Annotated in this window: 27 protein-coding genes; 12 read left to right on the top strand and 15 right to left on the bottom strand. The window is 42.8% G+C overall.

Features of this window, described 5'->3' with window-relative positions:
- The first annotated feature begins 3 nt into the window (after nt 1-3).
- The 3 genes from C0V77_RS03915 (at nt 4) to nadD (ending at nt 2,622) form a co-directional block, all read left to right on the top strand.
- Nucleotides 4-714: a GntR family transcriptional regulator gene (locus tag C0V77_RS03915; protein ID WP_158237878.1), complete on the top strand. Its 711-nt coding sequence runs from the start codon at nt 4-6 to the stop codon at nt 712-714.
- A 93-nt stretch (nt 715-807) separates the two neighbouring features.
- Nucleotides 808-1,953, top strand: coding sequence for a Gfo/Idh/MocA family protein (locus C0V77_RS03910; RefSeq protein WP_101724985.1), 1,146 nt, complete (start codon nt 808-810; stop codon nt 1,951-1,953).
- A gap of 96 nt (nt 1,954-2,049) precedes the next feature.
- The gene (gene nadD / locus C0V77_RS03905; RefSeq protein WP_101724984.1) at nt 2,050-2,622 is read left to right on the top strand and encodes a nicotinate (nicotinamide) nucleotide adenylyltransferase; all 573 of its coding nucleotides are present in this window, start codon (nt 2,050-2,052) and stop codon (nt 2,620-2,622) included.
- Between the two features lies 1 nt (nt 2,623).
- On the opposite strand, the gene C0V77_RS03900 is transcribed toward nadD, so the two are convergent.
- The 5 genes from C0V77_RS03900 to C0V77_RS03880 form a co-directional block, all read right to left on the bottom strand.
- A complete protein-coding gene (locus C0V77_RS03900) occupies nt 2,624-3,526 on the bottom strand; it encodes an NAD(P)-dependent oxidoreductase (protein ID WP_101724983.1) in 903 nt (300 codons plus the stop codon).
- Nucleotides 3,527-3,629: 103 nt separating this feature from the next.
- Complete coding sequence (locus C0V77_RS03895; RefSeq protein WP_101724982.1) at nt 3,630-4,331, bottom strand: peptidylprolyl isomerase; 702 nt, start codon at nt 4,329-4,331, stop codon at nt 3,630-3,632.
- 51 nt (nt 4,332-4,382) lie between these two features.
- Nucleotides 4,383-4,769: a VOC family protein gene (locus C0V77_RS03890; RefSeq protein ID WP_101724981.1), complete on the bottom strand. Its 387-nt coding sequence runs from the start codon at nt 4,767-4,769 to the stop codon at nt 4,383-4,385.
- Between the two features lie 12 nt (nt 4,770-4,781).
- Nucleotides 4,782-5,327, bottom strand: a complete 546-nt coding sequence (idi, locus tag C0V77_RS03885) for an isopentenyl-diphosphate Delta-isomerase (RefSeq protein WP_101724980.1) — start codon at nt 5,325-5,327, stop codon at nt 4,782-4,784.
- Between the two features lie 59 nt (nt 5,328-5,386).
- Nucleotides 5,387-6,607, bottom strand: coding sequence for a peroxiredoxin (locus tag C0V77_RS03880; protein WP_101724979.1), 1,221 nt, complete (start codon nt 6,605-6,607; stop codon nt 5,387-5,389).
- A 406-nt stretch (nt 6,608-7,013) separates the two neighbouring features.
- On the opposite strand from C0V77_RS03880, the gene hemA reads away from it, so the two are divergent.
- Entirely contained in the window at nt 7,014-8,270 is a 1,257-nt protein-coding gene (hemA, locus tag C0V77_RS03875; protein WP_101724978.1) for a glutamyl-tRNA reductase, read from the top strand.
- Nucleotides 8,271-8,334: 64 nt separating this feature from the next.
- Here the strand turns inward: hemA and C0V77_RS03870 are convergent, their stop codons facing one another.
- Nucleotides 8,335-10,056 (bottom strand): M3 family oligoendopeptidase, encoded by a 1,722-nt coding sequence (locus tag C0V77_RS03870; protein WP_101725047.1) that lies wholly within the window; start codon nt 10,054-10,056, stop codon nt 8,335-8,337.
- A gap of 186 nt (nt 10,057-10,242) precedes the next feature.
- Here C0V77_RS03870 and C0V77_RS03865 point away from each other — a divergent pair, with 186 nt between their 5' ends.
- Genes C0V77_RS03865 through C0V77_RS03850 form a run of 4 tightly spaced genes read left to right on the top strand, consistent with a single transcriptional unit; the run spans nt 10,243 to nt 16,490 of the window.
- On the top strand, nt 10,243-10,962 hold the full coding sequence (locus C0V77_RS03865; protein ID WP_101724977.1) for a GDSL-type esterase/lipase family protein: 720 nt from the start codon (nt 10,243-10,245) through the stop codon (nt 10,960-10,962).
- Nucleotides 10,963-10,987: 25 nt separating this feature from the next.
- Nucleotides 10,988-12,283, top strand: coding sequence for an acetylxylan esterase (locus C0V77_RS03860; RefSeq protein ID WP_101724976.1), 1,296 nt, complete (start codon nt 10,988-10,990; stop codon nt 12,281-12,283).
- Nucleotides 12,280-14,334, top strand: a complete 2,055-nt coding sequence (locus C0V77_RS03855) for a ComEC/Rec2 family competence protein (RefSeq protein WP_101724975.1) — start codon at nt 12,280-12,282, stop codon at nt 14,332-14,334. Before C0V77_RS03860 ends, C0V77_RS03855 begins: the two co-directional genes overlap by 4 nt.
- 47 nt (nt 14,335-14,381) lie before the next feature.
- Nucleotides 14,382-16,490 (top strand): TonB-dependent receptor, encoded by a 2,109-nt coding sequence (locus tag C0V77_RS03850; RefSeq protein WP_101724974.1) that lies wholly within the window; start codon nt 14,382-14,384, stop codon nt 16,488-16,490.
- Nucleotides 16,491-16,523: 33 nt separating this feature from the next.
- On the opposite strand, the gene C0V77_RS03845 is transcribed toward C0V77_RS03850, so the two are convergent.
- The gene (locus C0V77_RS03845) at nt 16,524-17,654 is read right to left on the bottom strand and encodes a lactonase family protein (RefSeq protein ID WP_101724973.1); all 1,131 of its coding nucleotides are present in this window, start codon (nt 17,652-17,654) and stop codon (nt 16,524-16,526) included.
- 89 nt (nt 17,655-17,743) lie between these two features.
- On the opposite strand from C0V77_RS03845, the gene C0V77_RS03840 reads away from it, so the two are divergent.
- Nucleotides 17,744-18,310, top strand: a complete 567-nt coding sequence (locus C0V77_RS03840; protein WP_101724972.1) for a GNAT family N-acetyltransferase — start codon at nt 17,744-17,746, stop codon at nt 18,308-18,310.
- A 69-nt stretch (nt 18,311-18,379) separates the two neighbouring features.
- Nucleotides 18,380-19,228 carry a methylated-DNA--[protein]-cysteine S-methyltransferase gene (locus tag C0V77_RS03835; RefSeq protein ID WP_101725046.1) on the top strand — a complete coding sequence of 283 codons (849 nt, stop codon included), beginning with the start codon at nt 18,380-18,382 and terminating at the stop codon, nt 19,226-19,228.
- 43 nt (nt 19,229-19,271) lie between these two features.
- Here C0V77_RS03835 and C0V77_RS03830 read toward each other — a convergent pair whose 3' ends face one another.
- Together C0V77_RS03830 and C0V77_RS03825 are read right to left on the bottom strand one after the other, a co-directional pair.
- Nucleotides 19,272-19,526 carry an Ada metal-binding domain-containing protein gene (locus C0V77_RS03830; RefSeq protein ID WP_101724971.1) on the bottom strand — a complete coding sequence of 85 codons (255 nt, stop codon included), beginning with the start codon at nt 19,524-19,526 and terminating at the stop codon, nt 19,272-19,274.
- Entirely contained in the window at nt 19,523-20,236 is a 714-nt protein-coding gene (locus tag C0V77_RS03825) for a 2OG-Fe(II) oxygenase (RefSeq protein ID WP_101725045.1), read from the bottom strand. The genes C0V77_RS03830 and C0V77_RS03825 overlap by 4 nt, the downstream gene beginning before the upstream one ends.
- Before the next feature lie 139 nt (nt 20,237-20,375).
- On the opposite strand from C0V77_RS03825, the gene C0V77_RS03820 reads away from it, so the two are divergent.
- Both C0V77_RS03820 and tpiA read left to right on the top strand, forming a co-directional pair.
- Nucleotides 20,376-20,888 carry a GNAT family N-acetyltransferase gene (locus C0V77_RS03820; RefSeq protein WP_101724970.1) on the top strand — a complete coding sequence of 171 codons (513 nt, stop codon included), beginning with the start codon at nt 20,376-20,378 and terminating at the stop codon, nt 20,886-20,888.
- 54 nt (nt 20,889-20,942) lie between these two features.
- The gene (gene tpiA / locus C0V77_RS03815; protein ID WP_101724969.1) at nt 20,943-21,704 is read left to right on the top strand and encodes a triose-phosphate isomerase; all 762 of its coding nucleotides are present in this window, start codon (nt 20,943-20,945) and stop codon (nt 21,702-21,704) included.
- A 34-nt stretch (nt 21,705-21,738) separates the two neighbouring features.
- Here the strand turns inward: tpiA and C0V77_RS03810 are convergent, their stop codons facing one another.
- The 6 genes from C0V77_RS03810 to fabF all read right to left on the bottom strand — a co-directional run bounded on the left by C0V77_RS03810 (nt 21,739) and on the right by fabF (nt 26,830).
- Nucleotides 21,739-22,425 (bottom strand): TVP38/TMEM64 family protein, encoded by a 687-nt coding sequence (locus tag C0V77_RS03810; RefSeq protein ID WP_229236187.1) that lies wholly within the window; start codon nt 22,423-22,425, stop codon nt 21,739-21,741.
- A gap of 61 nt (nt 22,426-22,486) precedes the next feature.
- A complete protein-coding gene (locus C0V77_RS03805) occupies nt 22,487-23,086 on the bottom strand; it encodes a hypothetical protein (protein WP_101724967.1) in 600 nt (199 codons plus the stop codon).
- Nucleotides 23,079-23,549, bottom strand: a complete 471-nt coding sequence (locus C0V77_RS03800; RefSeq protein ID WP_101724966.1) for a hypothetical protein — start codon at nt 23,547-23,549, stop codon at nt 23,079-23,081. The genes C0V77_RS03805 and C0V77_RS03800 overlap by 8 nt, the downstream gene beginning before the upstream one ends.
- Nucleotides 23,550-23,697: 148 nt before the next feature.
- Nucleotides 23,698-24,735 carry a glutamate 5-kinase gene (gene proB, locus C0V77_RS03795; protein ID WP_101724965.1) on the bottom strand — a complete coding sequence of 346 codons (1,038 nt, stop codon included), beginning with the start codon at nt 24,733-24,735 and terminating at the stop codon, nt 23,698-23,700.
- A 91-nt stretch (nt 24,736-24,826) separates the two neighbouring features.
- Entirely contained in the window at nt 24,827-25,573 is a 747-nt protein-coding gene (rnc, locus tag C0V77_RS03790) for a ribonuclease III (RefSeq protein WP_101724964.1), read from the bottom strand.
- Between the two features lie 9 nt (nt 25,574-25,582).
- On the bottom strand, nt 25,583-26,830 hold the full coding sequence (fabF, locus tag C0V77_RS03785) for a beta-ketoacyl-ACP synthase II (protein WP_101724963.1): 1,248 nt from the start codon (nt 26,828-26,830) through the stop codon (nt 25,583-25,585).
- Nucleotides 26,831-26,834: the final 4 nt, after the last annotated feature.

Here is a 26,834-nt window from a genome sequence, read left to right as displayed (position 1 = left end):
TTTATGAAGATACCGCTTTATCGGCAAATCCAGGCTCATTTAAAAGAGGCTATTACTTCAGGGCAACACTCAGAGGGTAGTTTGCTCCCATCTGAAAACGAACTGTGCGTTGAGTTTAATGCCACCCGCATGACCGTCCGGCAGGCACTAAACGAACTAGTGAAAGAAGGGTACATTACACGCCAGCACGGCAAGGGTAGTATTGTAACTGCCAACCGGAAATCGCTGGGGTTGCTTTCTTTGAAAGGCTGGACAGACGTAGTAACTGCCAGCGACCGCCACGGCACCACCAGCATATTAGATGGGCCAGTAATACATACCATTACCGAGCCTATTTTTAAACACTTACTTCAACAGGAAATTCATACAGAATTTGTATTTTTGAAGCGCTTGCGTTTTATGGACGAAGTGCCCATAATGCTTGAGCAAACGTATTTTCCGAATGTTAACCTGGAAGGTATGACAGACCAACCACTGATTGACGGTTCGTTGTTCCGCACGCTATTTATGCGGTATCATATTGATGTTAACAGTATGCAGCAGGAAGTACGGGCAATTGTTGCCACCAAAGATATTGCCAGCCTGCTTAAAACCAGGGTGAAGTCGCCGGTTTTGCAGATTTTACGTAAATATGGCACATCAAAAGAAGGATTTTACATATATAGTCTCATATACTGTAATACAGAAAAATACGCCATTAGTAGTTTTAATTAAGATGCCGCACAGCGGTTGCCCCCACCCCTGAAGGGGGCCTTATTCTTTAACCAAAATTAATTCCTCATCAGGGGACAGAGGTTTTATTTCACTATGAAAAAAATTAAAGTTGCCGTTGTCGGTACGGGTTTTATCGGGCCCGCTCACATTGAAGCCCTACGCCGTTTACCCAATGTAGAAGTGGCCGCACTTTGCGAAGCTAACATTGACCTGGCTACTGAAAAAGCTGCCAGCCTTGGAATTGAAAGAGCCTATATCTTTGAAGACTTGCTGAAACAGGAAGACATCGAGTGTATTCACATCTGTACGCCTAATTTCCTGCATTATTCTCAGTCTAAAGCAGCTTTACTGGCTGGCAAACACGTTGTTTGCGAAAAACCTCTGGCTACCAAAATTGAAGAAGCCGAAGAGCTGGTAAAAATAGCAGCCGAAACAGGTCTTGTTAATGCCGTTCATTTCAACCTGAGATATTATCCGTTGGTTCGTCAGATGAAAACCATGCGCGAAAAAGGCGACCTGGGTGAAATCTACTCTATTCTGGGTTCGTATCTGCAAGACTGGCTTTTCTACCAGACAGACTACAACTGGCGTTTGGAGCCGGACAAATCTGGCGATTCAAGGGCTATTGCCGATATCGGTTCACACTTACTTGATGTAACAGAATACATTACAGGCCTGAAAATCACAGAGGTAATGGCTGATTTCTCAACTGTACACAAAACACGTCTGAAACCATTAAAAGCTATTGAAACTTACTCTGGCAAAATGTTGCAGGCTTCTGATTACCAGGAAGTACCTATCAATACCGAAGACCACGCCAACGTATTGCTGAGATTTGATAACGGCAATAAAGGAAGTGTAACGGTTAGCCAGGTTTCGGCGGGTCGTAAAAACCGTTTGAATCTTGAGATTTCGGGTTCAAAAGCTAATTTTGAATGGTGCTCTGAAAAACCAAACGAAATGTGGATTGGCAAACGTGATGGCGCCAACCAGGTTTTAATGAAAGACCCATCGTTGTTTTATCGTGAAGCCACAAGCCTAATCAGTTTCCCGGGTGGGCACAACGAGGGTTTCCCGGATACATCAAAACAATTGTTTAAAGAAGTTTATGCTGCCGTAGCAGAAGGCAAACAACCGGAGAACCCGACGTTCCCTACATTTGCTGATGGCTTGCGTGAATTGCTTATTTGTGAGAGAATTATTGAAAGCCACCGCAAACAAACGTGGGTTAAAATATAATTATGGCTCTTACCAGCCAGGAGGGCGGTCATTCTTTTATAGAGTGGCCGCCTTTTTTATATATTTGTGCTTGATTTTGACACTAAAAGAAGCAGCATGAAGATTGGTTTGTTTTTTGGCTCGTTTAATCCTATTCATATAGGGCATCTGATTATTGCCAATACAATGGCCTATACTACCGACCTTGAACAGGTTTGGTTTGTGGTGTCGCCTCAGAACCCCTTCAAGAAAAACAAAGGCCTGTTGCATGAATTTGACAGGCTGACCATGGTAGAAAAGGCGATTTCGGATAATTATAAGCTAAAAGCAACAGACATTGAGTTTTCAATGCCTAAACCCAGCTACACCATAGACACACTAGCCAAATTGTCGGAACGGCATCCAAACCATGAATTCAAGTTGATTATGGGCGAAGACAATCTGGTACAATTTGAAAACTGGAAAAACTACGATAAGATACTTGAGTATTATGCACTGTATGTGTACCCCAGGCCCAATACGCCAGAGCATAAGTTCAGGAACCACCCGAAGATTAAGTTTATAGAAGCGCCTTTGCTTGATATATCAGCCACATTTATACGTAACAGCATCAAGGCTGGCAAGCCCATACGGTATATGGTAAGCGATATTGTGGAAGAATATATCCGCTGGAAAAAATTCTATCTGTAAATCAGGCTCCTATCTGTTTGGCCAATATCTCTATACCCTCTGTAAAGCTAACAGGGTTGTACCCCAGCACTTCGTTCGATTTCGTTAAATCAAAACCTGTTCTTGGCGGGCGTTTGGCAGGTTGCGTAAAGGTGGTGGAGTCTGCCTTGGAAATTAACGATTTATCAAGGTTAAAGTAATCGGCCGTCATGATGGCCATTTCGTATGGAGTCAGGAAGTCTTTTCCTGAAATATTATAAATGCCTTCTGCTTCTTTTTCTGAAATCAGCAAACATCCTTTGGCTAAATCTTCAGCCAGTGTAGGGGTTCTCCACTGGTCGGTTACGACTTTTATGTTTTTTCCGTCTTCAAGCGATTTCTTCACCCACAGAATAATATTGGTACGGCTCATATCATGAGCAATGCCATATACGAGCACAGTGCGGGCAATTGCCCAGCGAATATTGCTGTTTATTACTATTTTCTCTGCTGCATATTTGCTCCAGCCATAGAAACTGATAGGGTTAGCCTCGGCGTCTTCTTTGTAAGGGCCGTTTTTACCATCAAAAATGAAGTCGGTTGATACATGTAGCAAAAAACAACGGTTTCTTTCGGCTGCTTCAACCAGAAACTCTACTGCGTTTACGTTCTGTTTCCAGCAATCGTCTTTGGCGGTCTCGCACATATCTACATTGGTCATGGCCGCCGTATTAATAATTACTTCAGGTTTAATGCGGTCTATAACCTCTTGCACCTGGGTTTTATCAGTAATATCCATGGGTGTGTAGGTATAGCCTTTAGTAAACGGCAGTCGGTTTTCACCTCTTGCTGTTGCATATACGTCATGATTAGTTGTGCTAACCAGAAGCTCAACCAGCTTTTGCCCCAACAAACCATTAGAACCTGTCAGTAAAATTTTCTTCATATCTTGTGTATTTCTTCTACGCTTAAATGATGTCTGTTTTTCTGTTTGTGGAAATCAACGGATTATCAATCCGTTGTACGTTTTGACGGATTAGCAATCCGTCCTACTGATACTTATACCCATACCGCTTCATGATTTTTTTCTTCTTCATCTTCTTCACCGTCATGCTCATTTTCACGTCTTTTAGCGGTCGGTCGGCTTTATCACGTGGTTGGGCGGCAATGGTGTCTATCACATTCAGGTTGTCAATTACCTCACCAAAAACGGTATAATTATTATCAAGACGGGGGGTACCACCCATGCCCAGGTAATCGACCCTTTGCTGGTTGGTGTAATTCATTTTGTTGCGACCGGCCACTGTGGTCAATTCATCGTCTGTCAGTTTTTTGCCTTGTACAATATAAAACTGGCAGGCACTTGATTTCTTCTCTGGATTATTATCACGGGCAGCAGCCAAAGCCCCTTTTCTGTGCACATGATTAGGCTTAAACTCAAATGGTATACGTTCCATGTCTCCACCACCATTGCCCAACATTTCGCCGGGTTTAGCTTTTCGGGAATTAGGGTCACCACCCTGAATCATGAAACCGTCTATAACACGATGAAACATAAGGCTGTCGTAAAACTTTTTCTTAACCAGTCTGATAAAATTTTCTTTATGCAGCGGCGTATCATCAAACAAAACCATGTGCATGGTTCCGTAGGTGGTTTTCAGGGTAACAAGATAATCTTTCTTTGATTTTTTTTGAGCAAAAGTCAGTGAAGAAACAAGCAAAAAAATAACAACAAACAGACCTTTTTTCATGCTTTGATTAATAATATGAGAGGCACAAAAATACAATAATTATTGATAGCGCTAAACATTTTTTGGTGGCTCCCAAAGTTCTATTTTGTTACCTTCGGGATCCAGTATCCAGCCAAACTTACCGTATTCGGTATCATCAGGCCCGCCAAGAATGGTTACACCTTCATCTTTCAGCGCCACCAGCAGTTCATCCAGATTTTCAACCTGGTAGTTAATCATAAAGTCTTTTTTGCTTGGCTCAAAATAGGTGGTATCCTTCTTAAAAGGATTCCAGGCAGTTGAGGTCAGGTCGTCCGGATTATCCTTTCTGCGCCATTCAAAAATACCTCCCCAAGCCTCTGAGTCAATACCCAGATGCTCTTTGTACCAACCCCTTAATGCTGTGCTGTCTTCCGATTTAAAGAATACACCACCAAGGCCTATTACCCTTTTTTCCATTACAATAGTATTTTATGTTAAAACATGATTGTTTGACACAAACTCATTGAAGGCCTCGCTTTTCAGAATCTTCCTGAACCAAACGGTGTAATCCTGTGGTTTTCTTTGTGCCTCTTCAGTAATTTCTGCCACCGAAACCCACTTGTAAGCAATCACCTCGGTGGGGTTTACTTCAAATGTTTCATTATATATACCCATAAAAACATGGTCTATTTCGTTTTCTGTCAAGCCGTTGTCAAAATGAGCTATGTAATGAAACTTGTATAGAAAGTCGAGAGAGGTTGTGAAACCCATCTCTTCACCTAATCTTCGTTCGGCGGCAGATTTTATTTCCTCATCTACATTAGGGTGTCCGCAACAGGTGTTTGTCCATAAACCACCAGAATGATACTTATCTAATGCGCGTTGATGAATAAGTAATTCGTTGTTATCATTGAATACCAGAACTGAAAAAGCCCTGTGTAGCAAACCCTGCTGATGCACCCACAATTTCTGCCCGCTTCCGGTTGCTTCATCAGCATTGTTTACCAAAATAATCTCTGTTGTATCTATGCTCATGCTTTCGTGTTTAGTTTTTACTCTAAACGCTAAATTAATCAAATTGTTTAGGCCGCTGTTCAGGATTTCTCTGCCAGAAGCTTATCTATCAGACGGTTAAAATCACTCACAAACGCATCGTAGTACTTACCTGTACCCGGGCCCGAAAACCCCGTGTGAATTTTACGTACCTGCCCTTTTTTATCAATAACAATAGTGGTCGGGAAACCTATAACCCTGTTCAGCATAGGTAGTGTTTTTGATGCTTCGTCTTTATTGTTGGTTCCTGCCAGCAACACCTGGTAATCAATACCGAAACGCGCTTTCATGCGCTTGATTTTCGGAAAGGCAAACGTTGTATCGGTGCTTTTTTCATACGCCAACCCTATAATCTCAACGCCCCTGTCTTTATTCTTCTTGTACCACGGAGCCAGAAAGCGGCTTTCGTCCATACAGTTGGGGCACCATGAACCCATAATCTGTATTACCAATACCTTGCCTTTGTAGGCTTCATCGCTCAGCGATATCAGCTTGTTGTCAGTATTCTGAAATTTGAAATCTACTGTCTTATAGCCTTCTTTCAGATACGTTAATTTTGTTACGTCTGGTAATGTTGCGCTACTGTCTTTGGTGGCCGTCCATGATTCATAGCCACTAACACCAGACCAGAAACCTCCCGTCAGGTTATCGCCATCAATTTTTGCCTTAAACAAAAACGCGTGCGTACCATCAAAGCAAGACAACTTCAGGCTGTCGCCCACAATATCGCCGGCCAGATATCGATAATCTCCGGTGGTAGTCAGAAAACTACCCTGTACCTGTGACCCTTTGGTTTGAAACACACCAACCGATTGGGTTGAGTCTTTTTTATCGGCAGATAGAAATAAAACACTGTATTTGTCTGCCAATACGGCTTGGGGTGCATCGCTGGTCTCGGAAAAGCGATAGTTTTTACCATATTCAGCCAAGAATTTGCCAGACACAAATGTAAAATCCGAACGCATTTTTTTCCAGTATCCGGTCATTTTATCACCTTCCACTTTTGCTACTATCTCAGAGTCAAAAATCTCCATGGGTATATGCAACGAATCGTCTTTCAGAAACGATTGATCCATTTTCAGTTTTTCATCGCCATTAATTACCAAAACATTGTAGGCTTCGCCTTCTTTTCGGATATCCAACCCAAAAGGCAGGTCACCGCCTGCAGTGAGTATAACAGCACGCCATGTGCCGGTTTTTACTTCAGCTGTTTTCTGACATGAGGCTAACGCAACAAGTGCTAGCAGGAGTACTTTTTTCATATTTTCTTCGGATGTTAAGACAAAGATAAAAATTTGGATTAATTAGTCAAGTATCCACATTGGCGGCTTTTGTTATATTTTAACATATCCACATAACTTTTGAAGAAGCTTTTTCGTTTGGTTTCGCGTATATTTAATTTTAGCTGAAAAAGCCTGATTAAAAGCGCGCGCATTAAATGAAAACCAAATTAATGATAATTATGAATTGTTTACCCGGGTTTTATGTTATTAATTACTGACAGTTTTTTACGCTTTCTGCTATTGTATTTTTCTTAGTTGAAAACCTTACACGCGCCATCAAGAGTTTAGAATCTTTCTAAATTACGAAAGCTGACAAAAATCATAACATTCCATAACAATCAAATTGTTTAATGACTGTAAATTTGCAGTGTATTTATAGAATGACATGTACGGACACTTTAAAGCGATAACCATTTCTCATAAAAATGCCTCTCTTAATATAAGAGAGCAAATTGCACTTAATGAAGAGGAATGTAAGAATCTGATGCTTAAAATTCGCGAAACATTTGATGTTTCCGAAACACTTGTGCTTTCTACCTGCAACCGTACCGAGATATATTACTACGCCGAAAACAATATTAGCGAAGATATTATACGCCTGCTGGCAAGCTTAAAAGTACTGAATTCGAACGAAATTCTGCCTTATTTTAATTTTATTAATAACCATCATGAGGCGGTTAATTATTTGTTTGAAGTGGCGTTAGGATTACAATCTCAGGTGGTGGGCGACCTGCAGATACCGAATCAGGTGAAACATGCCTACCAATGGTCGGCTGATGCAAATATGGCCGGGCCGTTTTTACACCGCCTGTTGCATACTATTTTCTTTACCAACAAAAGAGTGGTACAGGAAACCGCCTTCAGAGACGGTGCCGCATCTACCTCTTATGCAACGGTTGAGGTACTGGAGAGCTTCCTGCCTTTATTATCGAATCCGAAAATTCTTGTTGTAGGCTTAGGTGAGATAGGCGAAGATGTTTGCAGAACCCTTGCTGATAAAAATTATCAGAACATTACTATAACTAACCGCACTGCAGCTAAAGCCGAGGCGCTGGCGCAGGAGCTGGGCTTTAAAGTTTCTGACTTTAGCACAGTTCAGGAACAAATAATGGAGGCCGACATTGTGATTTCGTCGGTGCGTGTTGAAGAGCCTTTGATTACCCCTGCTACGCTTAAATATAAAACGCTTGCCGTTAAATATCTGATTGACTTATCGGTACCGCGTAGTATTGCCCCTGAAGTAGAAGACCTGACTGGCATTGTATTGTATGACCTGGACGAGATTCAACGCCGTGCGAACGAAGCATTACAACGCCGTTTAGATGCCATACCGCAGGTAAAAGGTATTATTGAAGATGCTCTGGGCGAGTTCAACAACTGGTCGCAGGAAATGATTGTTTCGCCAACTATTCAGAAACTGAAAGGCGCTCTGGAACAAATCAGAAAAGAAGAGATGGCGCGTTTTGTTAAAGAATTGTCGGCAGAGGAAGCAGAGAAAATGGATAAAATTACAGCCAGCATGATGCAGAAAGTAATTAAACTACCTGTATTGCAACTGAAAGCTGCCTGTAAACGCGGAGAAGCCGAAACACTGATTGATGTATTGAACGACCTGTTTAATCTTGAAAAACAGGTTATCTGATAATCCTTGTATACTCTATAATGAAGAAGCCGACTTTACAGCCGGCTTTCTTTTTATATAATAGTTATCTCAATTGCTCCAGCTCGCTTTCTACAAAGGCCATCAGTTCGGCAATGTATTCTTTCGAGAAGTCAAATTTCACATTGGCTGCCTCATAAATTTTGCCAATTGGTGCGGTGTATCCTAAACGAAGTGCGTTCAGGTAGCCCTCTAATCCTTTTGCGTTATCGTGCTTATAATTGCGCCATACGCTGATTGCCCCCAGTTGAGCCATGCCATATTCTATATAATAGAATGGCACCTCAAATACGTGAAGCTGTCTTTGCCATACATATTTCTTGAAACGCTCAAAGCCTTTCCAGTTCGTAACCGAATCTGAAAACAACTCGTATATTTTCAACCATGCCTCCTGACGTTCTTCAATGCTATGCGTTGGATTCTCGTAAATCCAGTGCTGAAATTTATCGATGGTGGCTATCCAGGGCAGTACTTCCAGAATATCTTCCAGATGCTCTACTTTGGCGCGTTTAAGGTCTTCTTCATTTTCAAAAAAGGCACCCCAGTGTTCCATTGAGATTAACTCCATAGACATTGAGGCCAGTTCGGCCACTTCTGACGGCGTGCTGCGGAAAGTGTTGAGTGGCAGGTCTCTGATTTCAAAAGAGTGAATGGCGTGGCCACCCTCATGCACCATAGTTACTACATCTCGCAGGCTTGAAGTGGCATTCATAAAAATAAACGGCACTCCTATCTCTTCAAGCGGGTAGTTATATCCCCCCGGCGCTTTACCCACACGAGACTCCACATCAAAATGCCCCATAGTGCGCATGATGCGGATATAACTGGCCAGCCGGGCATCTATCTCATTAAAACATTGAACGGTCTTATCAAGCAGGTTTTCTCCGTCTGTGAAAGGCTTTAAGGCCGGTTTGCCATCGGTATCTACTTTCAGGTCCCAGGGGCGTAGTTCATCTACCTTTAGCTTTTCTTTTCTTTCTTTGGCCATTTTATTAACCAAAGGCACTACGGTTTCGGCCACCGCCTCATGAAAATTAAAGCAGTCTTGCGGGGTATAATCAAAACGCCCCATGGCGGCAAACATATAATCGCGGAAATTGGCGAAGCCTGCATTGGTAGCAATTTGATGGCGCAAGTCTCTCAGCTCGTTAAAAAGGTTATCAAGCTGCTCATGGTCCTGATAACGTCTCTCCGATATTTTAGTCCAGGCATCTTCCCGAACCCCTCTGTCGGGCGATTGCAAGAGGTCTCCGGCTTTGGGCAGTGTCATTACCTGTCCGTTAATGGTTACCGTCATGGCGCCAACAATAGACTGATACTCAGCCTGTTTGGTTTGAACAAGGGTCTCAAGCGGTATATTGTCTTCACGAAAAATCTCTACTGCCTTTTTCATTCCACGTATGGTAATGTCAAAGCCTTTGTCTTCCAATGCATTCAGGTATGGGCTTTCCAGTGCTTTTTTATTCAGCTGGTCGTTATAAGACGACAGCTGCGGCTGGATTTCTTCCACAAAAAACTGGTAGTTTTTCTGGTTGTCTTCGCTGGCAGTATCACAGGTCATTTTTATATACCGCCAGGCCATGTTTTCAGACAGGTATGACTCCAGCTCGCTGCGGTCAATAAACCACTGGCGTAAGTCCTGCACACTTTCAATATTACGGTTAACCAGATTTTCATACAAGGGCTGCACTTCTGCCCATGAGGTTAACGAAAACGCTTCTCCAATAAATTTGCGGGCTTTCCGCTGAGGGATTACTATTTCTTCCATATACTGTTTTCCTATCATTTTTGAACGACACAAAGATAAACGAATGACCGACAAACTACTATAAATAACAAAAACTGTTGGCAAAGTTTCAGATGTCTATGCTATCGGTCATTTCGCCTAATTTTTCAGATTTTTATCAATAGGTTTTTCATTTTTCGATACTTTCGTAAAATAATCTATGAAACTATGAAGATAAAACCCTTACTATTAACTATTGCGTTGGTTACCCTTTCTATTGCCTGCCATAAAACCCTTACCCACCAGGCTGTGGGCGAAAAGTTTACCCTCAATTATGAGGTAAATCGCTCCGAAAAAGAGATACAGGCCTTTGAAAAAGCCGATGCTGCCATAGGACTTCACAAGCTGCAGGGGCAAATTGTATTCTACGGCAGCTCTAGCATACGCCTCTGGAAAACCCTGAAAGAAGACTTTGCACCACTGCCCGTTATTAACCACGGTTTCGGTGGGTCTACCTTCCCTGAAATGACCTATTATGCCAACCGGATGCTGGTACCGTATAAGCCCAAAATAATAGTGTTGTATTGCGAAAACGATTTGTTTTCGGGTAAGGAGAAAACGCCTGAGCAGGTATTTGATGCCTTTGCCGAACTGGCAACCCTGATACAGAACAAGCTGCCAAAAACTAAAGTGTATTACATTTCGATGAAGCCCTCTATATCAAGAAAAGACAAATGGAATCTTACCACTACGGCCGACGCGCTCATCAGAGCCTATATAGATAAACACAAAAACTTTAGTTTTGTTGATATCAGACCCGTAATGTATGCCCCGAACGGAAAAGTTAATGGTGAATATTTTATTAAAGACAGCCTGCACATGACACCGAAAGGTTATGCCCAATGGACATCGGTAGTAAGGCCCATCTTATTAAAAAACTATAAATAACCAGTTTTATCAACCTCTATTAAACATGAAAAAAATCTTTGTTATGCTTGGCCTGTTGCTTATCACGGGTCTGGCTTTTGCACAGCCTGCCGAACGGCTCATTAAAGTAATTGTAGCCCCGGAACACGAAGACTGGACTTACAAACCGGGCGAACCAGTTAAGTTTTCTGTTACAGTGCTAAAGTATGGTAACCCGCTTAAAAATGTAAAGATTGTTTATCAGATAGGACCTGAGAAATTTGAAACCAAAAAAGACAGCATTATTCTGAAAGACGGGGTTATCAAACTGGATGGCGGTACCATGACCACAGCCGGGTTTTTAAGATGCACTGTTATTGCCAAGGTAGACGGTAAAGAATACCGCAACCTGGCTACTGCTGCCTTTGAACCAGAGAAGATTCAACCGGCTGTAGAATTACCAACCGACTTCGTGCAGTTCTGGAACAAAGCCAAAGCAGACCTGGCCAAAGTGCCTATGGATGCACAGATGACGCTGCTCCCCGAACGTTGCACCGAGACCGTTAATGTTTACCATGTAAACCTGCAAAACTACCGTGAATACGGTACAGTACGCCTGTATGGCATCTTGTGCGTACCCAAAAAAGAAGGGAAATATCCGGCCTTATTGAGAGTACCGGGCGCAGGCGTAAGACCTTATGGCGGAGATGTAAAAACTGCCGAGAAAGGCATTATTACCCTTGAAATTGGTATCCACGGTATTCCGGTTACTATGGATCCTTCTGTGTATGCCAACTTAGGAGCAGGGCCTTTGAATGCCTACTGGACTTATAACCTTGATAACCGCGACTTGTATTATTTTAAACGTGTGTATTTGGGCTGTGTGCGTGCTAACGATTTTCTGGTGAGCCTGCCGCAATATGACGGAACAAATCTGGCAGTTACAGGCGGAAGCCAGGGTGGTGCCTTGTCTATTGTTACGGCAGCCCTGGACCCCCGCGTGAAATGGTCGGCACCTATTTACCCTGCTTTGTCTGATATGGCAGGTTACCTGAAAGGGCGTGCCGGTGGCTGGCCTCATATTTTTGATAAAAGCAATGCGCATAATCATACCGATGCCAAGATAAAAACAGCAGCCTATTATGATGTGGTAAACTTTGCCAAACAACTGAAAGTACCTTGCCTTTACTCAATGGGCTTTAATGACGAAACCTGTCCGCCAACTTCTATGTGGGCAGTTTATAATGTGATTAATTCGCCAAAAACATTGAAACTCTATCAGGAAACAGGCCACTGGACTTTCCCGGAAGAAAATGAAACAGTAATGAACTGGTTATTAGATCAATTATTGGCTAAAAAATGAAATTTAACGCATTCCCTGTCATTAGATACTTACTGTTTTTTATTGCAGGGATACTTGCGTATTTACAAACCCACTATTTTCACACAACTTTTTATTTAACATTTATTGGCCTGGTGTCAGGCCTTTTGGCCTCTGTTTATGGCAAACAGGCTTTTGTAAGAGGCACTCTGGCAGGTTTATTATTCTTTTTCTCTGGCTGGATAATAACTTACCGGTCAACCGCTATTAATAATCCAGCGCATTTTAAAAATCTGGGGGGCATTCAATACTATCAGGCGGTTGTTATCTCCAATGCTGAAACAAAACCCAGAACCTTTAAAGCAGAGGCAAAAATTGAGGCAGTGCAAGCGGGTAGCAAGTGGAAAAACACCGCCGGAAAAGTAATTTTATACTTTAGTAAGGATGATGCTTTTAAACCCGCCTACGGAGATGTATTGCTGATTAAAGGCACACCGCAAGAGGTGGAGTTGCCGAAAAATCCTGATGAGTTTAATTATAAACAATATCTGGCCAATAAAGGAATCTATGCCTCACATTTCTTAAAAGATAAAGACTATCTTCTGCTGGGCAACAAGCCGCCTTCTGCTTTACTTAAAACTGCGTTTCAGGCCAATTTATATGCCGATAGCGTTTTTAAGGCATGGGTACAAACACCACGTGAATATGCCATTGCCAACGCAATGATTGTGGGTATAAGAGACGATATTGATGACGATTTGCTGAGTGCCTATTCGGCGTCTGGCGCCATTCATGTGTTGTCTGTTTCAGGAATGCATGTAGGGATTTTGTTCTGGATTATTGGAATAGCTTTGGGCTGGCTAAAGAAAAAAGGCAAATACGGGCCCTGGATTTTCCTGCTCATTACACTAAGTATCTTGTGGACCTACGCTCTTTTTACAGGCTTGTCATCAACCGTACTAAGGGCAACCGTTACTTTTTCTTTTCTGCTTGCAGGTACCACTTTAAACCGGTCGCACAATATTTATAATATACTGGCGGTTTCTGCTTTGGTTTTGCTGGCCTGGAACCCCTACTGGTTGGCCGACATCGGCTTTCAGTTGTCTTATCTGGCTATTGTCGGCATTGTATATCTTTATTCATATCTGAATGAATTGGTTAACCCAACGAACCCCCTCATTCGGATAATATGGGAAGGAACCGTCATTTGCTTTGCTGCCCAATTGTTTACCACCCCACTTAGCATTTACTATTTTCACCAGTTTCCGGCTTATTTTCTTATAGCCAACCCCGTCGTTGCCTTTTTCTCTTTCAGTATTCTTCCGGCGGGGCTATTCTTATTGTTTTTTGCCAACGTTCCCGGACTTTCTCATGTTTTGGCTTTTATCTTAAAATACTCATGCCTTTTATTAAATGAGTCTGTTTTTGCTTTTCAGAAACTGCCCCTGTCAACCCTCAAAGGCTTTTCTATATCTATGCCAGAATTACTGGCATGGTATGCTATTTTGGGCTCAAGCATTGCTTTCTTCCGATATTCAGAATTGAAGTATCTACGCATAGCTACCGGGCTATTTAGTATATTGGCTTTAGCCAATGTATATGAAGATTACAAACAGAGTAATCAAAAGGAATTGACGTTCCATGCTATCAATAACCATGCAGGTGTAAGTTTAATAGAAGGGAAGTCTGCAACCTTTATGGGTGACTCGGGTGTTATACACGATGAGAAGATTTATAATTTTAATTTGAAGAATTATTACGACAGAATGGGCGTATCAAACCAGAATCTTTTGGACGTGGCGTCTTATACCAACCATCAGGGTATGACAGTTTTTGAGTTTGACGGTAGAAAAATACTCTGGTTACAAAAGCATTTCAACGGCAAAATCATAGGCCGAACCAATTATGTACTGCTCTCAAACAATGCCATCAGAGACCTGAGGGCTTTTGAAAGTTTAAAGCCTGACTTGATAATTGTTGATGGCTCTTATAAACCCTATCTGGTCGAAAATCTGAAAAAACAGGCCGGTAATTTGCGCTTGCCTCTGGTTGTGTTAAATCAGACAGGAGCCTACTCTGTCAGGGCAAATTGAGCCAACATTCAACTTTTCAAAAAATTCAGCAGCTATCTAAAATCATTATGCAATTGAAACACTTTACTATTCTTGTTACATTTTTTACTGGTTTTTCATTGTTTGCGCAGGCACAGGAAACAGACACCACTATTGCCACGCAACAGTTGAACGAAGTGGTAGTAAGAGGCTTTGAAACCGAAAGAAAGCTCACCGAGACAGCCGCTTCGGTAGGCGTGCTGACAATTAAAGATATTGAGAGATTCCAGAACACAACCCTGGTGCCTGTTTTTAATACCTTGCCGGGTGTACGCATGGAAGAGCGCTCTCCGGGCAGTTATCGCCTTTCCATCCGGGGTAGTTCTCTCCGCTCTCCTTTTGGTGTTAGAAATGTAAAGATTTACTGGAATGATATTCCACTGACTGATGGTAACGGTAATACTTTTCTGAATGCCATAGATATGAATACCGTTGGCAATATTGAGGTAATTAAAGGCCCTGCAGGAAGCATTTACGGTGCCGGAACAGGAGGTGTGATACTATTGGGTGGTAATAAGGCACTGGCGCAACAGAGCTCAAAAGATAAACCTACCAGCTATATAAATACTACCTTTGGCTGGGGAAGTTTCGGATTACAGAACCGGGCCATATCATGGAATCTGGCTACAGAGAAAATTAACTCAGTATTGAGTTATGCTCATGCACAGGCCGACGGTTACCGCCAGAACAGTGCCACAGTACGTGATGTGCTTAGCTGGCGATCAAATTTCTTTGCGTCTGCATATAGAACGTTTAATGTATCGGCCCTGTATTCTGATATGTATTATCAAACGCCGGGTGGGCTTACGAAGGCACAGATGGACCAGAACCCCAGGCTGGCGCGCCAGCCTACACCAACAATACCGGGGCCAATTCAACAAAAGGCTGGTATTTACCAGAAAGTATTTAATCTGGGGGTATCGCAGGAATACCGCTTTAATGAACACTGGACAAATGTGACGGCTTTATACGGAACTATCACCGAACTAAGGAACCCATTTATTACCAATTATGAAATCAGGAATGAACAGACATTTGGCGGACGTACCCGCACAACCTATGCGTTTCGAACAGGTACAGTTTCTAATCGCCTGTCAGCCGGAGGAGAGTTTCAGCAGTCAAACTGGGTGATTCGCAACTTTGGTAACAGAGGCGGCAATATTGATACCCTGCAAACCAACGATAACGTGGGCGCCATGAGTTATTTTCTCTTTACACAACTGGAAACAGAACTACCACAAAACATTATATTGACAATCGGTGCCAGTTATAACAGCGTAAAGTATAACTTCACCCGGGTTTCAGACGCGCCGAACATCAAACCGGTTGATAATTTTCTGCCGGCTGCCTTTTTACCCAGAATAGCTTTATTGAAAAAAATAATAGATAAGGTGGCTGTTTTTGCCAGTGTCAGCAGCGGGTTTTCTCCGCCGTTAGTAAGTGAATTTACTGCCGGATACCGAAACACCACCTTTGTGCCTACGCTGGCCTCTGAAAGAGGTACTAATTTTGAAATTGGTACCAGAGGAAACCTGTTCAATCAACGATTGTCGTTTGATGTAACTGCGTATTCTTTCCGCCTGCAGAATACTATTGTAAGACGTGTGAACGAAGCAGGAACCGAGTACTTTGTAAATGCCGGAGGCACCCTGCAAAACGGGCTGGAAGTGTTGCTGAACGGCTGGCTTGTAAAAAAACCCGAAGCAACAACAGTGCGGGAAGTAAGGCTTTTTAGCAGCTTTACACTGGCAGACTATCAGTTTAAAAACTATAAGCAGGTACAAACTGATTTATCTGGCAAAAGCCTGACGGGTGTACCGCGGCATGTTTGGGTATCTGGTCTTGACATCGTCAGTCAGCCGGGTTTTTATCTGAACTCAACTATTAACTTTACCGACCGTCTGCCCGTGAACGATGCCAATACGGTTTATGCCAACAGCTACTGGTTGCTCAATGCAAGGGTGGGGTATCAGAAAACATTTAAGCCGTTGGCTATCAACATCTTTGTAGCAGGCGACAACCTGCTGGACAAGCTCTACAGCCTGGGTAACGACCTGAACCCGGTTGGCAATCGTTTCTTTAACCCTGCTCCAACCCGAAACTGGCAGGTAGGTGGCAACGTAAAGATATTTCTTTAAATGAAGAGGGCCGGTTAGTGGCCCTCGTTTATTTTACTTTGCTGCCTTTATCATCTTCAAACAAACCGGCATAGACACTTTTACTTCTTTACCTGTGGGTGTCAGCGTTCCGGTTTTGGCATCTCTTTTAAAGAGCACAATGTTGTCGCTATCCTGATTTGCTACCAAAATCCATTTACCGGTTGGGTCTATCATGAAATTACGGGGAGTCTTGCCCTGAACCGACTGATTGGCAATGTAGGTAAGTTTTCCTGTTTTCTGGTCTATACTGTAAATAACCAGATGGTCATAAAAACGATTGGAGCCATACAGAAACTTGCCATCGGCAGAAATATGAATATCAGCGCAGGCATTCCGGCCTTTAAAATCAGGTGGTAGGGTAGATATGGTCTGCATTTCCTCCAAAGCGCCTTTGCCGTAGTGATAGGCCGTTACAGTAGAATTCAGCTCCTGAATGACATACGCCCATTTACCATTGGGATGAATCTTGAAATGCCGTGGCCCGGCGCCATCGGCCGTTTTGGTAGCCGGAGGATTGCCCGCACTCAGGCGTCCGGTTTTGGCATCTAACTGATAACTCATCATTTTATCTATGCCCAAATCTGCCACAAAAATATCAGTATTGTTGGGGGCAATGTTTACCGAATGTACATGTGGTTTCTCCTGACGGCTGGCATTGGCACCCTTGCCCTCATGCTTAATAGTTTGTGTAGGAGCGCCCAATGAGCCATCTTTTTCAATAGGCAATATGCTCAGGCTGCCGCCACCATAATTACCAACCAAAGCCCATTTTCCGGTTTTGTCAACCGATATATGGCAAGGCCCCGAACCACCTGCCGACTGCGTATTCAGTTTGGTCAGCTTCCCTGTTTTATTATCAAAGCTGTAGGCATTTACCGAACCGTCTTCTGTCTCGCCAACGGCATAAACAAATTTCTGATTGGGCGCTACATCCAGAAAAGTCGGGTTTTTAATTCCGCTTGTTACGCTTACCGGTGTAAAATCTCCGGTCTGGGCATTAAATTTATAAACGTACATACCCTCGCTTCCTTTGCTGGTGTACGTACCCACCAACAGGTAATAGTCATTATTTTGTGCATAACTGCTGAAAGACACGAACATAAGCAGTGAGCAACAGCGTATCAGGTTCCTGAAATTCATCATAAGTAACGGTTGAATAATGTTCAATAAATGTACACCAAAGATAGCTACTTTTTGGCTTTTTTATTTATTTGCGGCTTTCAATTAAAGATATGCAGGCTCCAAACATTACCACCGTAAAAACAGCTGCCGATGTAAGAGGTATTCTGGCACTTCAACAAAAAAACCTTAAAAAGAACCTCACAGCCGAACAAATAGAAAGCCAGGGATTTGTAACAGTTGAACATAACTTTGATGTTCTGAAAAACATGAACAATGCCCAACCCAGCGTAATTGCCAAAGACGGAGATACCGTTGTGGGCTACTGCCTGGCTATGTTGCCTCAGTTCAGATACGATGTGCCTGAAATAAGAAGTCTTTTTGATACCATTGATTTATTAACATTTGAAAACCGCCCCCTTAAAGAGTTTAATTACGTAGTAATGGGGCAGGTATGTGTAGGAAAAGGCTACCGGAGCATGGGGCTTTTTGATGGTATGTATCAGAAATTACGAGAGGAGCTTTCAGATAAATTTGATATGTGTATCACAGATATATCGTCCAGAAATCTTCGTTCGCAAAAGGCACATACGCGTATCGGGTTTCAGAACATCAAAGATTTTCATGATACCGAACTGAACGAAATCTGGCGTGTGGTGCTGTGGGACTGGCGCAGCTAAGTCAGCAATATTCAGATTGTCGGCACAGAAAAACCATCGTAATTTTGGTTTATAAACACGTAAATGCAGATGGAAACGTTAGAAAATCAGGACAACATAGATTATAGCCGCATTGAAAAGGCCATACATTTTATTGAAGATAACTTTCAGCAGCAACCGAGCCTGAAAGAAATTGCAGACCATGTAGCCCTGTCAGAATTTCATTTCAACCGCTTATTCAGCAAGTGGGCAGGCACCAGCCCTCAACGGTTTATGCGTTTTCTTACCAAAGAATTTGCCAAAGAAAAGCTAGCCCAGAGCGATAATCTTCTGGACGCTACGTTTGAATCGGGTCTGTCGAGCACCAGCCGCCTGCATGATTTGTTTGTCACTTATGAGGCCATGACCCCTGCCGAGTTTAAAGCCAAAGGCGATGGGCTTACCATTCATTATGGCATCCATGAAACGCCTTTCGGTCAGTGCTTGATAGCCGTAACGGGTAGGGGCATTACCGATTTACGCTTTATTGAAACAGAGGGCCATGAAATGGCTATTTCGGGAATCAGAACTGATTTTACGAATGCAGAATTTGTTTTTGACAAAGAGTTTACCCGACCATTTATTGAGCAGATATTTTACGGAACAGAAAAAACCATAACCCCAATTACATTGCTTTTAAGAGGCACTAACTTTCAGATAAAAGTTTGGGAAGCACTGTTGAAAGTTCCGTTCGGGCAAATGGTCAGTTATAATACCATAGCTCAAAACATTGGTCAACCCACTGCACATAGAGCCGTAGGAACAGCCATCGGCAGCAATCGCCTGGCTTATGTTATTCCGTGCCACAGGGTTTTACAAAAGGTAGGAGGCATCGGCGGATATCGCTGGGGCATCACCCGTAAAAAGGCTATGTTGGGTTGGGAAATGGGGAGATTGTAGTGTGGCGTAGCAGTAGCACGGAATGATATTCCGTGTCACGGGTTCATCCTTTCCACAACAGATATTTCTCCCTCATACAAACCGCGCAGGGGCGATATCCACAGTTCATTGCCTCTGCCTCATTCTCAAAAAATACACGATTTTTTACTTTCATCTTTTTCCCAGACCGGCAGTCTAATCTTCCGTAAATCTTCAATTTCATATTCCCGGCCATAGTTACCTCTTCATACTTTATTTTCTTCCACAAGGCTCTGGCTCTCGTAAAACGGCTGGCACCTAAAGCTGAGTGCTTTATCATGGTGCATCATGAAAAATAACGCCCAGATTAAACCGCTGCCCTTTCCTTAACTCACTTACTCCATGCCGCACGGTGGCACGGTAGTAACCTTTTGTACCTAAAACAGATCTGTAATTAGTTGTAAAAATAACAGCATCTCCCCTTCTGGGTTGTAACACAATGGGCTTCGACTGCATTCGTGGGCGGTTCTCCACCATCACAAATTCGCCACCTTCGTAATCCAAACCAGCCTGTGTAAGAAATACCACCATCTGAAACGGAAAGTAGACCTCACCATACAAATCCTGATGGAGGGCATTCCAGTCCCCGGCCTGATATTTCAGAATCAAAGGTGTAGGTCTGGTCTGTCCGGCCTCATGACATTGTTCCAGAAGTCCCTTCAGAGCCTCGGGAAAATCTTTATTAATCCCAAGTTTAAACATCCAATCATTGGCCACCTTAGCCAGATGCGGATAAACAGATTGCCTTAATTGAGTAATGACGTCAGGTAGAGGATACTTGAAATACTTATATTCCCCGCTACCAAACTGATAGCGTTTCATGTTGATTATGCTTCGGTAAAGAGTAATATCATCATAACTTTCTATCAATTGTTTGCATTCTTCTACTGAAAGTATTTGAGGTAAAACGGCATATCCTTTTTCGTTCAGGCTATCTGCATGTTGTTGCCAATGCAGGCTTTCTACGCGCTGCGCTATTTCCGCTAACATATTTGCTGGGTTTGTTGCAGGCAAAAGTCTTAAAACCATTTAGACTTATCCAGCCGAATCTTGCTCTATTTCATAAAAGCAAAAACAGCATGAAAAATCAAACCCCTTGTTCTATTTTTGGACAATAATTAGCAAAGCAATGAAGCAGGAAAATTTACAGATAAACACTTTCAATAAAAATAGTTGGGTTGTAACAATTATTGGTTTTGACATTGACAATCCGAAGCATTATCAGGCATTTAAGGAGATTAACTATAGCTGGATAAACCAATACTTTAAAGTTGAGCAGGGAGACCTGGATTCGTTAGAAAACCCGGAGAAGTATTTTCTGGCTACCGGTGGTGCCATACTGCTGGCTAACCGGGACAATGAAATTCTGGGGACAACTGCCCTGAAACCCATATCTAACAATAGTTTTGAACTCTGCAAAATGGGCGTAAGTGATAGCGCCAAAGGCCTGGGTATCGGCTTTGCATTGGGCAGGGCTGCCATTGAGAAAGCCCGGGAGCTTGGCGCTAAAAGAGTATATCTGGAGACAAACTCTTCGCTAGCCCCAGCTCTGAACCTCTACAAAAAGCTGGGTTTTACAAGGGTAGAAGATTTCACATCGCCATATAAACGAGCCGATGTAGCCCTGGAAATGTACTTATAGTTTTTCACGAAAAACTATTATCTTCGCAAATCAAATAATCAAAGAACTAATTATATGAGAAAAAAAATTGCCGCTGGCAACTGGAAAATGAATAAAACTTTTGAAGAAGGCCAAATCCTTTTGTCAGAAGTAGTTAATATGGCTAAAGACGAAATCGTGAACCCTGATGTACAGATTGTCGTTTGTGTTCCGTTTCCTTATTTAGGCACTTTCGGAAAACTGATTGATACCACTAAAGTAGCATTGGGTGCACAAAACTGCTATCCGAAAGCTTCTGGAGCTTATACAGGTGAGGTATCAGTGCCTATGTTGCAATCGGTAGGTGTTCAGTATATCATCATCGGTCACAGCGAACGCCGTCAGTATTTCAATGAGTCTGATGCTTTTCTGGCTGAGAAAGTAAACGCAATTCTTGAAGCCGGATTAACCCCTGTTTTCTGCTGCGGCGAAACCCTTGAACAACGCAACGAGGGCATCCATTTTGATTTCGTAACGGGTCAGTTAACCAACAGCCTTTTCCATCTATCAGCTGACGATTTGAAGAAAGTCGTAATTGCCTACGAACCCATCTGGGCTATCGGAACGGGCGTAACTGCCAGTAACGACCAGGCACAGGAAATGCACAAAGTATTGAGAGACCATCTGGGTTCTAAATACGGTGCTGAAGTTGCTGAAGAAATAAGCATTCTATACGGAGGCAGCGTAAACGGTGCTAACGCACAAGAACTATTTGCCTGCCCTGACGTAGACGGTGGCCTTGTAGGTGGCGCTTCGTTGAAATCAAGAGAATTTGTAAATATTGCTAAATCGTTCTGATATATAAAAGTGTGCCGGGTACATATCCGGCACGCTATTCACCAGAATCGGATTTGTTGTTACGTGGCTTAATAAAGTAAAAAATACCAGCTACAGAAGCTACCAATAATACAATCAATAGTATTTTCTGCACGTTACCCTCATTGGGATTCTCCAGCAATTTTCTGATTTCTTTCGCCTGTTGGCCCGTCCATACCGCCAGTAATGTTCTGGGTATCATACCCATAAACCCTCCTATCAAGATATTCTTTAGTTTCGCGCCTGATAACGCAAAAACAAAGTTGGTTAAAGCAAAAGGCAAAACAGGCGATAGTTTGGCGAAGAAAATAATCTTCAGTTCCTGTTGTTGAATAGCATCTAACAGGTCTTTTGCTTTCTTGTTTTCCTGTAAGTAATTTCTGAACTGGTCTTTATCAAGCCTGCGTGTAATAGTATTTACCAGCACAATGCCCGCCATGTTCATTAATAACAAAGGTAATACCGCGCCCCAGCCTAAAAAGTAACCAAAAACCAGTGCAAGAAATGTGGGTGGGGTAATCGCCACTGCTGATGTAATACAGCAAAGCAGTGTGATAAGTGCCCACCGGGTGGGGCTGAATGTTATGATCTCTGCCTCATTTGTTATTACCCAGACAGTAATAATTGAGGTGAAAATCAACGGAACAACTGTTAAAAAAACAGACGAAACAAGTGCGAAAGAGTATTTGCCGGAATTATTCAAGTATGGCTCATTTTTACAGGCCACAAAAATACGCATTACAAATACCTGATGCTAAAGATTATTAAAGAAGAAATCCGAAGCGAACAACAATAGGTGAATTATTACCACCTAAGCCCTGCGGACTGATAAAACCCCGGTTAGGGTAGCCCAGGTTGTACATCAACGAAATAAAACTGCCTCTGTTTCCGCCGCGCCCCTGATAAAACCCGGCACCTAGTAGCGGTGAGCCTTCCCACTTCTTTTTAATGTCGGTAACGGGAGTATTCGGATTAAAAGAATAGAACTGACTGGCATAGGCATTCATCATTTCATATTCTGCATGTATAAAAATAGATCTGAAAACCTGCTGCCTTACAAATAGCTTGGGTCCGTAAACCAAATTGCCGTTCTGGTTAAAATTACCCTGGTATATCAGGTTGGCGCCCAGCCCGGCAACAGTTCCTTTTTCCCCTAGCTCATACCCTACCATAGGCGACACATCAATGTAAAAGGCACCAAAGAAACCAAGCCATAAATTACCTCCATACCTTAGTCTTTCTTTCCAGGCGGGCTTTGGCTGCTCAAAAAATATGGGCTTTTCTTTCTGTTGTGGTTCTTCTTCCTGTGCAAATGCCGCAAAGGCACAAATAAGTAAGGTAAGGGTTAAAAAAGCTTTACGCATGTGTTAATGCTGTTTCTTGTAAAAAATCAGGCAGTTCAATGGTCTCTAACAATTGTTCTTCAAGCATATTTGCCCACTCTAGTAAATAAACGATAACATCTTCTCTAACATTGTGGCGCAAATAGCGTTTTTCTACAGGTAGGCGAGACAAAACGTCTTTGTCTGATAGTTTCTCAAGATTTTTCAGGTCTTCTAACGTAAACCCTGCTGTCAGCATTTCAAAAATCAGCAGGTCAATGGGCATGGCACTAACACCACAATAATCATTCAATTGTTCGTTCCAGTCGCCGCGCCCCTGCATGGCGTATGCATGTATTTCTGCTTTGGTTTTCCGGGTTACCTCCTGCGCCAGATTGCCGCAGTTACAACTACCCATGTGCCCCCACATATATTGCGTACCAGCCTGAAGCTTGCCGGCGGTACGCCTTAAAGCATCTACTATTTCTTGTTTTACCTGTGCCATTGCTTAATCTTTTTAATTTCTTGCTATAAAACCATATTAAAGTTAACAAAGTTTATATTTTTTTAAAATTCAGATTTCATTACTAGACAGGTACCACCCAAGAAATAACGTAGCTCATAGAAAACTAAAAACCGGCTTAACGAGGGCTTTATATTAAGACAATATCGTTGGCATTGGCCACTTCAAAATTCTGGGTACTTAAATTGGCTTTCAGTTCGGCAGATGTAACCCTGATACGTGCCACTCCTACCATTACGCCGTGGCCATCTGTTATCTCCACCACCTCTCCGGCTTCAAAATCTCCCTTAACCTTTTTTATACCCACTGCCAGCAAACTGCTGCGTTTCTGAAGGGCTTTTACGGCTCCGGCATCAATTTGCAATGTGCCTACGGTTAAGCTACCGCTTGCCAGCCATTTATTACGCGATGAAAGATTTACCTCCTGCGGCAGAAACTCACTTCCGGCTTGCCCATTCAATGCGTTCAGGATACCATCAGGGGTTTTCATGCCGAAAATAATCACCTTAATTCCCATGCGGGTAGCCAGCTTGGTAAACGTTAATTTAGAGGCCATACCGCCCGAACCCAAAGCCGACTTACTGTTATCAACCAGACCTAATATCTGGTTATCAATGGTTTCTATTTTTCTTATTATGTTCTTTTCTTTATCCAGCAAGCCGCCAACCGACGTGCATATCATCAGGGTTTCGGCGCCAAAGCCAGTGGCTATCAGGGTGGCTAGTTCATCATTATCTGAAAACTTCAACTCGCGGTTACTCACCACATCGTTTTCGTTGGCAATTGGTATGATACCATTTGCCCACAACTCCTGATACGTTTCTTTCAGTTGCAGAAACTGCTCACGGTTACCAAAGTGTTGGCGCTCGCACAAGCTCTGTGCAATTTGTATATTGTATGCAGAGAAGTACCTGGAATAAATATTTAATAACAGCGGATTGCCAATGGCTGCGGCGGCCTTCCTTTCTGCAATTTGGCCTGAATACTGTTTTATATAGTGCTTGCCTGCTCCTACCGCGCCCGACGACACAATAACAATATGATACCGGGCATGTAACACAGAAACCTGCCGGGCAATATCGGCAATAATGGTTTCGTCTGGCTCGCCGTTGGTTTGCGTTATAGAAGCAGTACCAAATTTAATAATAAGAATAGGCAATTGGGTCATTGGGTGGGGTGCTTAATGCTTGTTACTGTTTACTGTTGTCTCTCTACTATCAGGGTAAACAAAAAAGACGCAAGGTTTTGCGTCTTTTTTGTTATGAAGATTTTATTTCTAAACTTTCGCAGGCCCTGCGAGCGGCTTCCTGCTCTGCTTTTTTCTTGTTCCATCCACCACCGGTGCTAATGGCCTCACCATTTACTTTTACCTGTGCCACAAATTCTTTATGGTGATGCTTGCCGTTTTCCTGCACAATCTCAAAAACAATCTTTTTGCCTTCCTGTTGTGCCCAGCTTAGCAGAATACTTTTATAATTGGTATTGGTCTGAATAACGGTGTCGAGGTCGAAATAATTGGCTATCAGTTTTTTCAGAATGAAAGTTCTGGTAAATCTGAAGCCTTTGTCGAGATAAATGGCGCCGATGAGGGCTTCCATGGCATCGCCATACATGGATGTTCGGCTGTGTGCAATGCGCTGGCCATCAAACTGAATGAGCTTCTCTAAACCAATCTTGCGTGCTACCTGATTCAAAGATTCGCGGTTAACAATTCTCGACCTGATTTCGGTTAAGAACCCTTCATCCTTGAACGGATATTTCTTGAAAAGGTATTCGGCTACTATCATGCCCAACACCGAGTCTCCCAAATATTCGAGCCGTTCGTTAGACTCGCGAAAACCACCAATATTGGTTTCTTTTGACGCAGAGGTATGTCGAAAGGCCAACTGATAGAGCAAAGGATTACTCGGCTTTTCACCAATAATTTGCTCTACAGCTTTTCTAAACTCACGTTCTTTTGAACTCGTTTTAAAGAATCCCCAAAAGTTACTAGCCTCCGACAACACGTTTCGAAATTAGATTTTCTTAAATATTAGCGTAGCATTATGTCCGCCAAAACCAAAACAATTACTCAAAACTACATCAATTTTTTTTGATTTCGCCACATTTGGGGTTAAATCTATTCTTGGGTCAATTGCCTCATCAATATTGAACAGATTTATGGTTGGCGGAACAACCTGATTTTGGATAGCCAGTACCGCAGCTACAGATTCAACTGCTCCGGCTGCACCAAGTAAGTGGCCAGTCATTGATTTGGTAGAACTGATGCTCATCTTGTAGGTATGATCACCAAACAACTGCTCAATAGCTTTAATTTCCTGTGGGTCACCCAGTGGTGTTGAGGTACCATGTGTATTGATATAATCAACCTCTTCAGGTTTCATGTTGGCATCTTCCAGGGCATCCTGCATAGAAAGAAACGCTCCGAAACCTTCGGGGTGCGGGGCTGTAATATGATAGGCGTCTGAAGACATACCACCACCTACTATCTCGCAATATATTTTGGCTCCACGTGCCACTGCATGCTCATACTCTTCCAGAATCAATGCTGCACCGCCATCGCCCAACACAAAACCGTCACGGTCTTTGTCATAAGGTCTTGAACCCGTTGCAGGGTCATCGTTTCTTTCAGACATGGCACGCAAGCCGTTGAAACCACCAATACCCGCTTGAGTAATGGCAGCCTCTGAGCCACCTGATATACAAATATTAACTCTACCTAAGCGTATGTAATTAAATGCGTCTATGATGGCATTATTGGTAGAGGCGCATGCCGATACAGTAATGTAGTTTGGACCACGGAAGCCATATTTTATAGAAATCTGGCCCGAGGCACTGTCGGCAATCATTTTTGGAATGAAAAACGGATTGAATTTCGGGGTACCGTCACCACTGGCAAAGTTAATCACCTCTTCTTCAAAGGTTTTCAGACCGCCAATACCCGACCCCCATATAACACCGGCTTTATTTCTATTGATTGTTTCCAAATCAATACCAGAGTCCTTCACAGCTTCATCGGCTGCTACCATGGCATACTGGGTAAATAAGTCCATTTTACGGGCATCCTGCCTTGGTATAAATTGCGTTACGTCAAAGTTTTTAACTTCGCAGGCAAATTTTGTTCGGAACTTACTGGCGTCGAACTTAGTGATAAAGGCTGCGCCGCTCACACCGGTTGATAATCCGTGCCAGAACTCTTCTACCGTATTACCGATAGGCGTTATAGCCCCCAATCCTGTTACAACTACTCGTTTGAAAGCCATAAAA

Source organism: Emticicia sp. TH156, from assembly GCF_002855535.1.
Taxonomy (GTDB): Bacteria; Bacteroidota; Bacteroidia; order Cytophagales; family Spirosomataceae; genus Emticicia; species Emticicia fluvialis.
The sequence above is the reverse complement of the archived record's forward strand: the minus strand, read 5'-3'. Positions and strand labels throughout refer to the sequence as shown.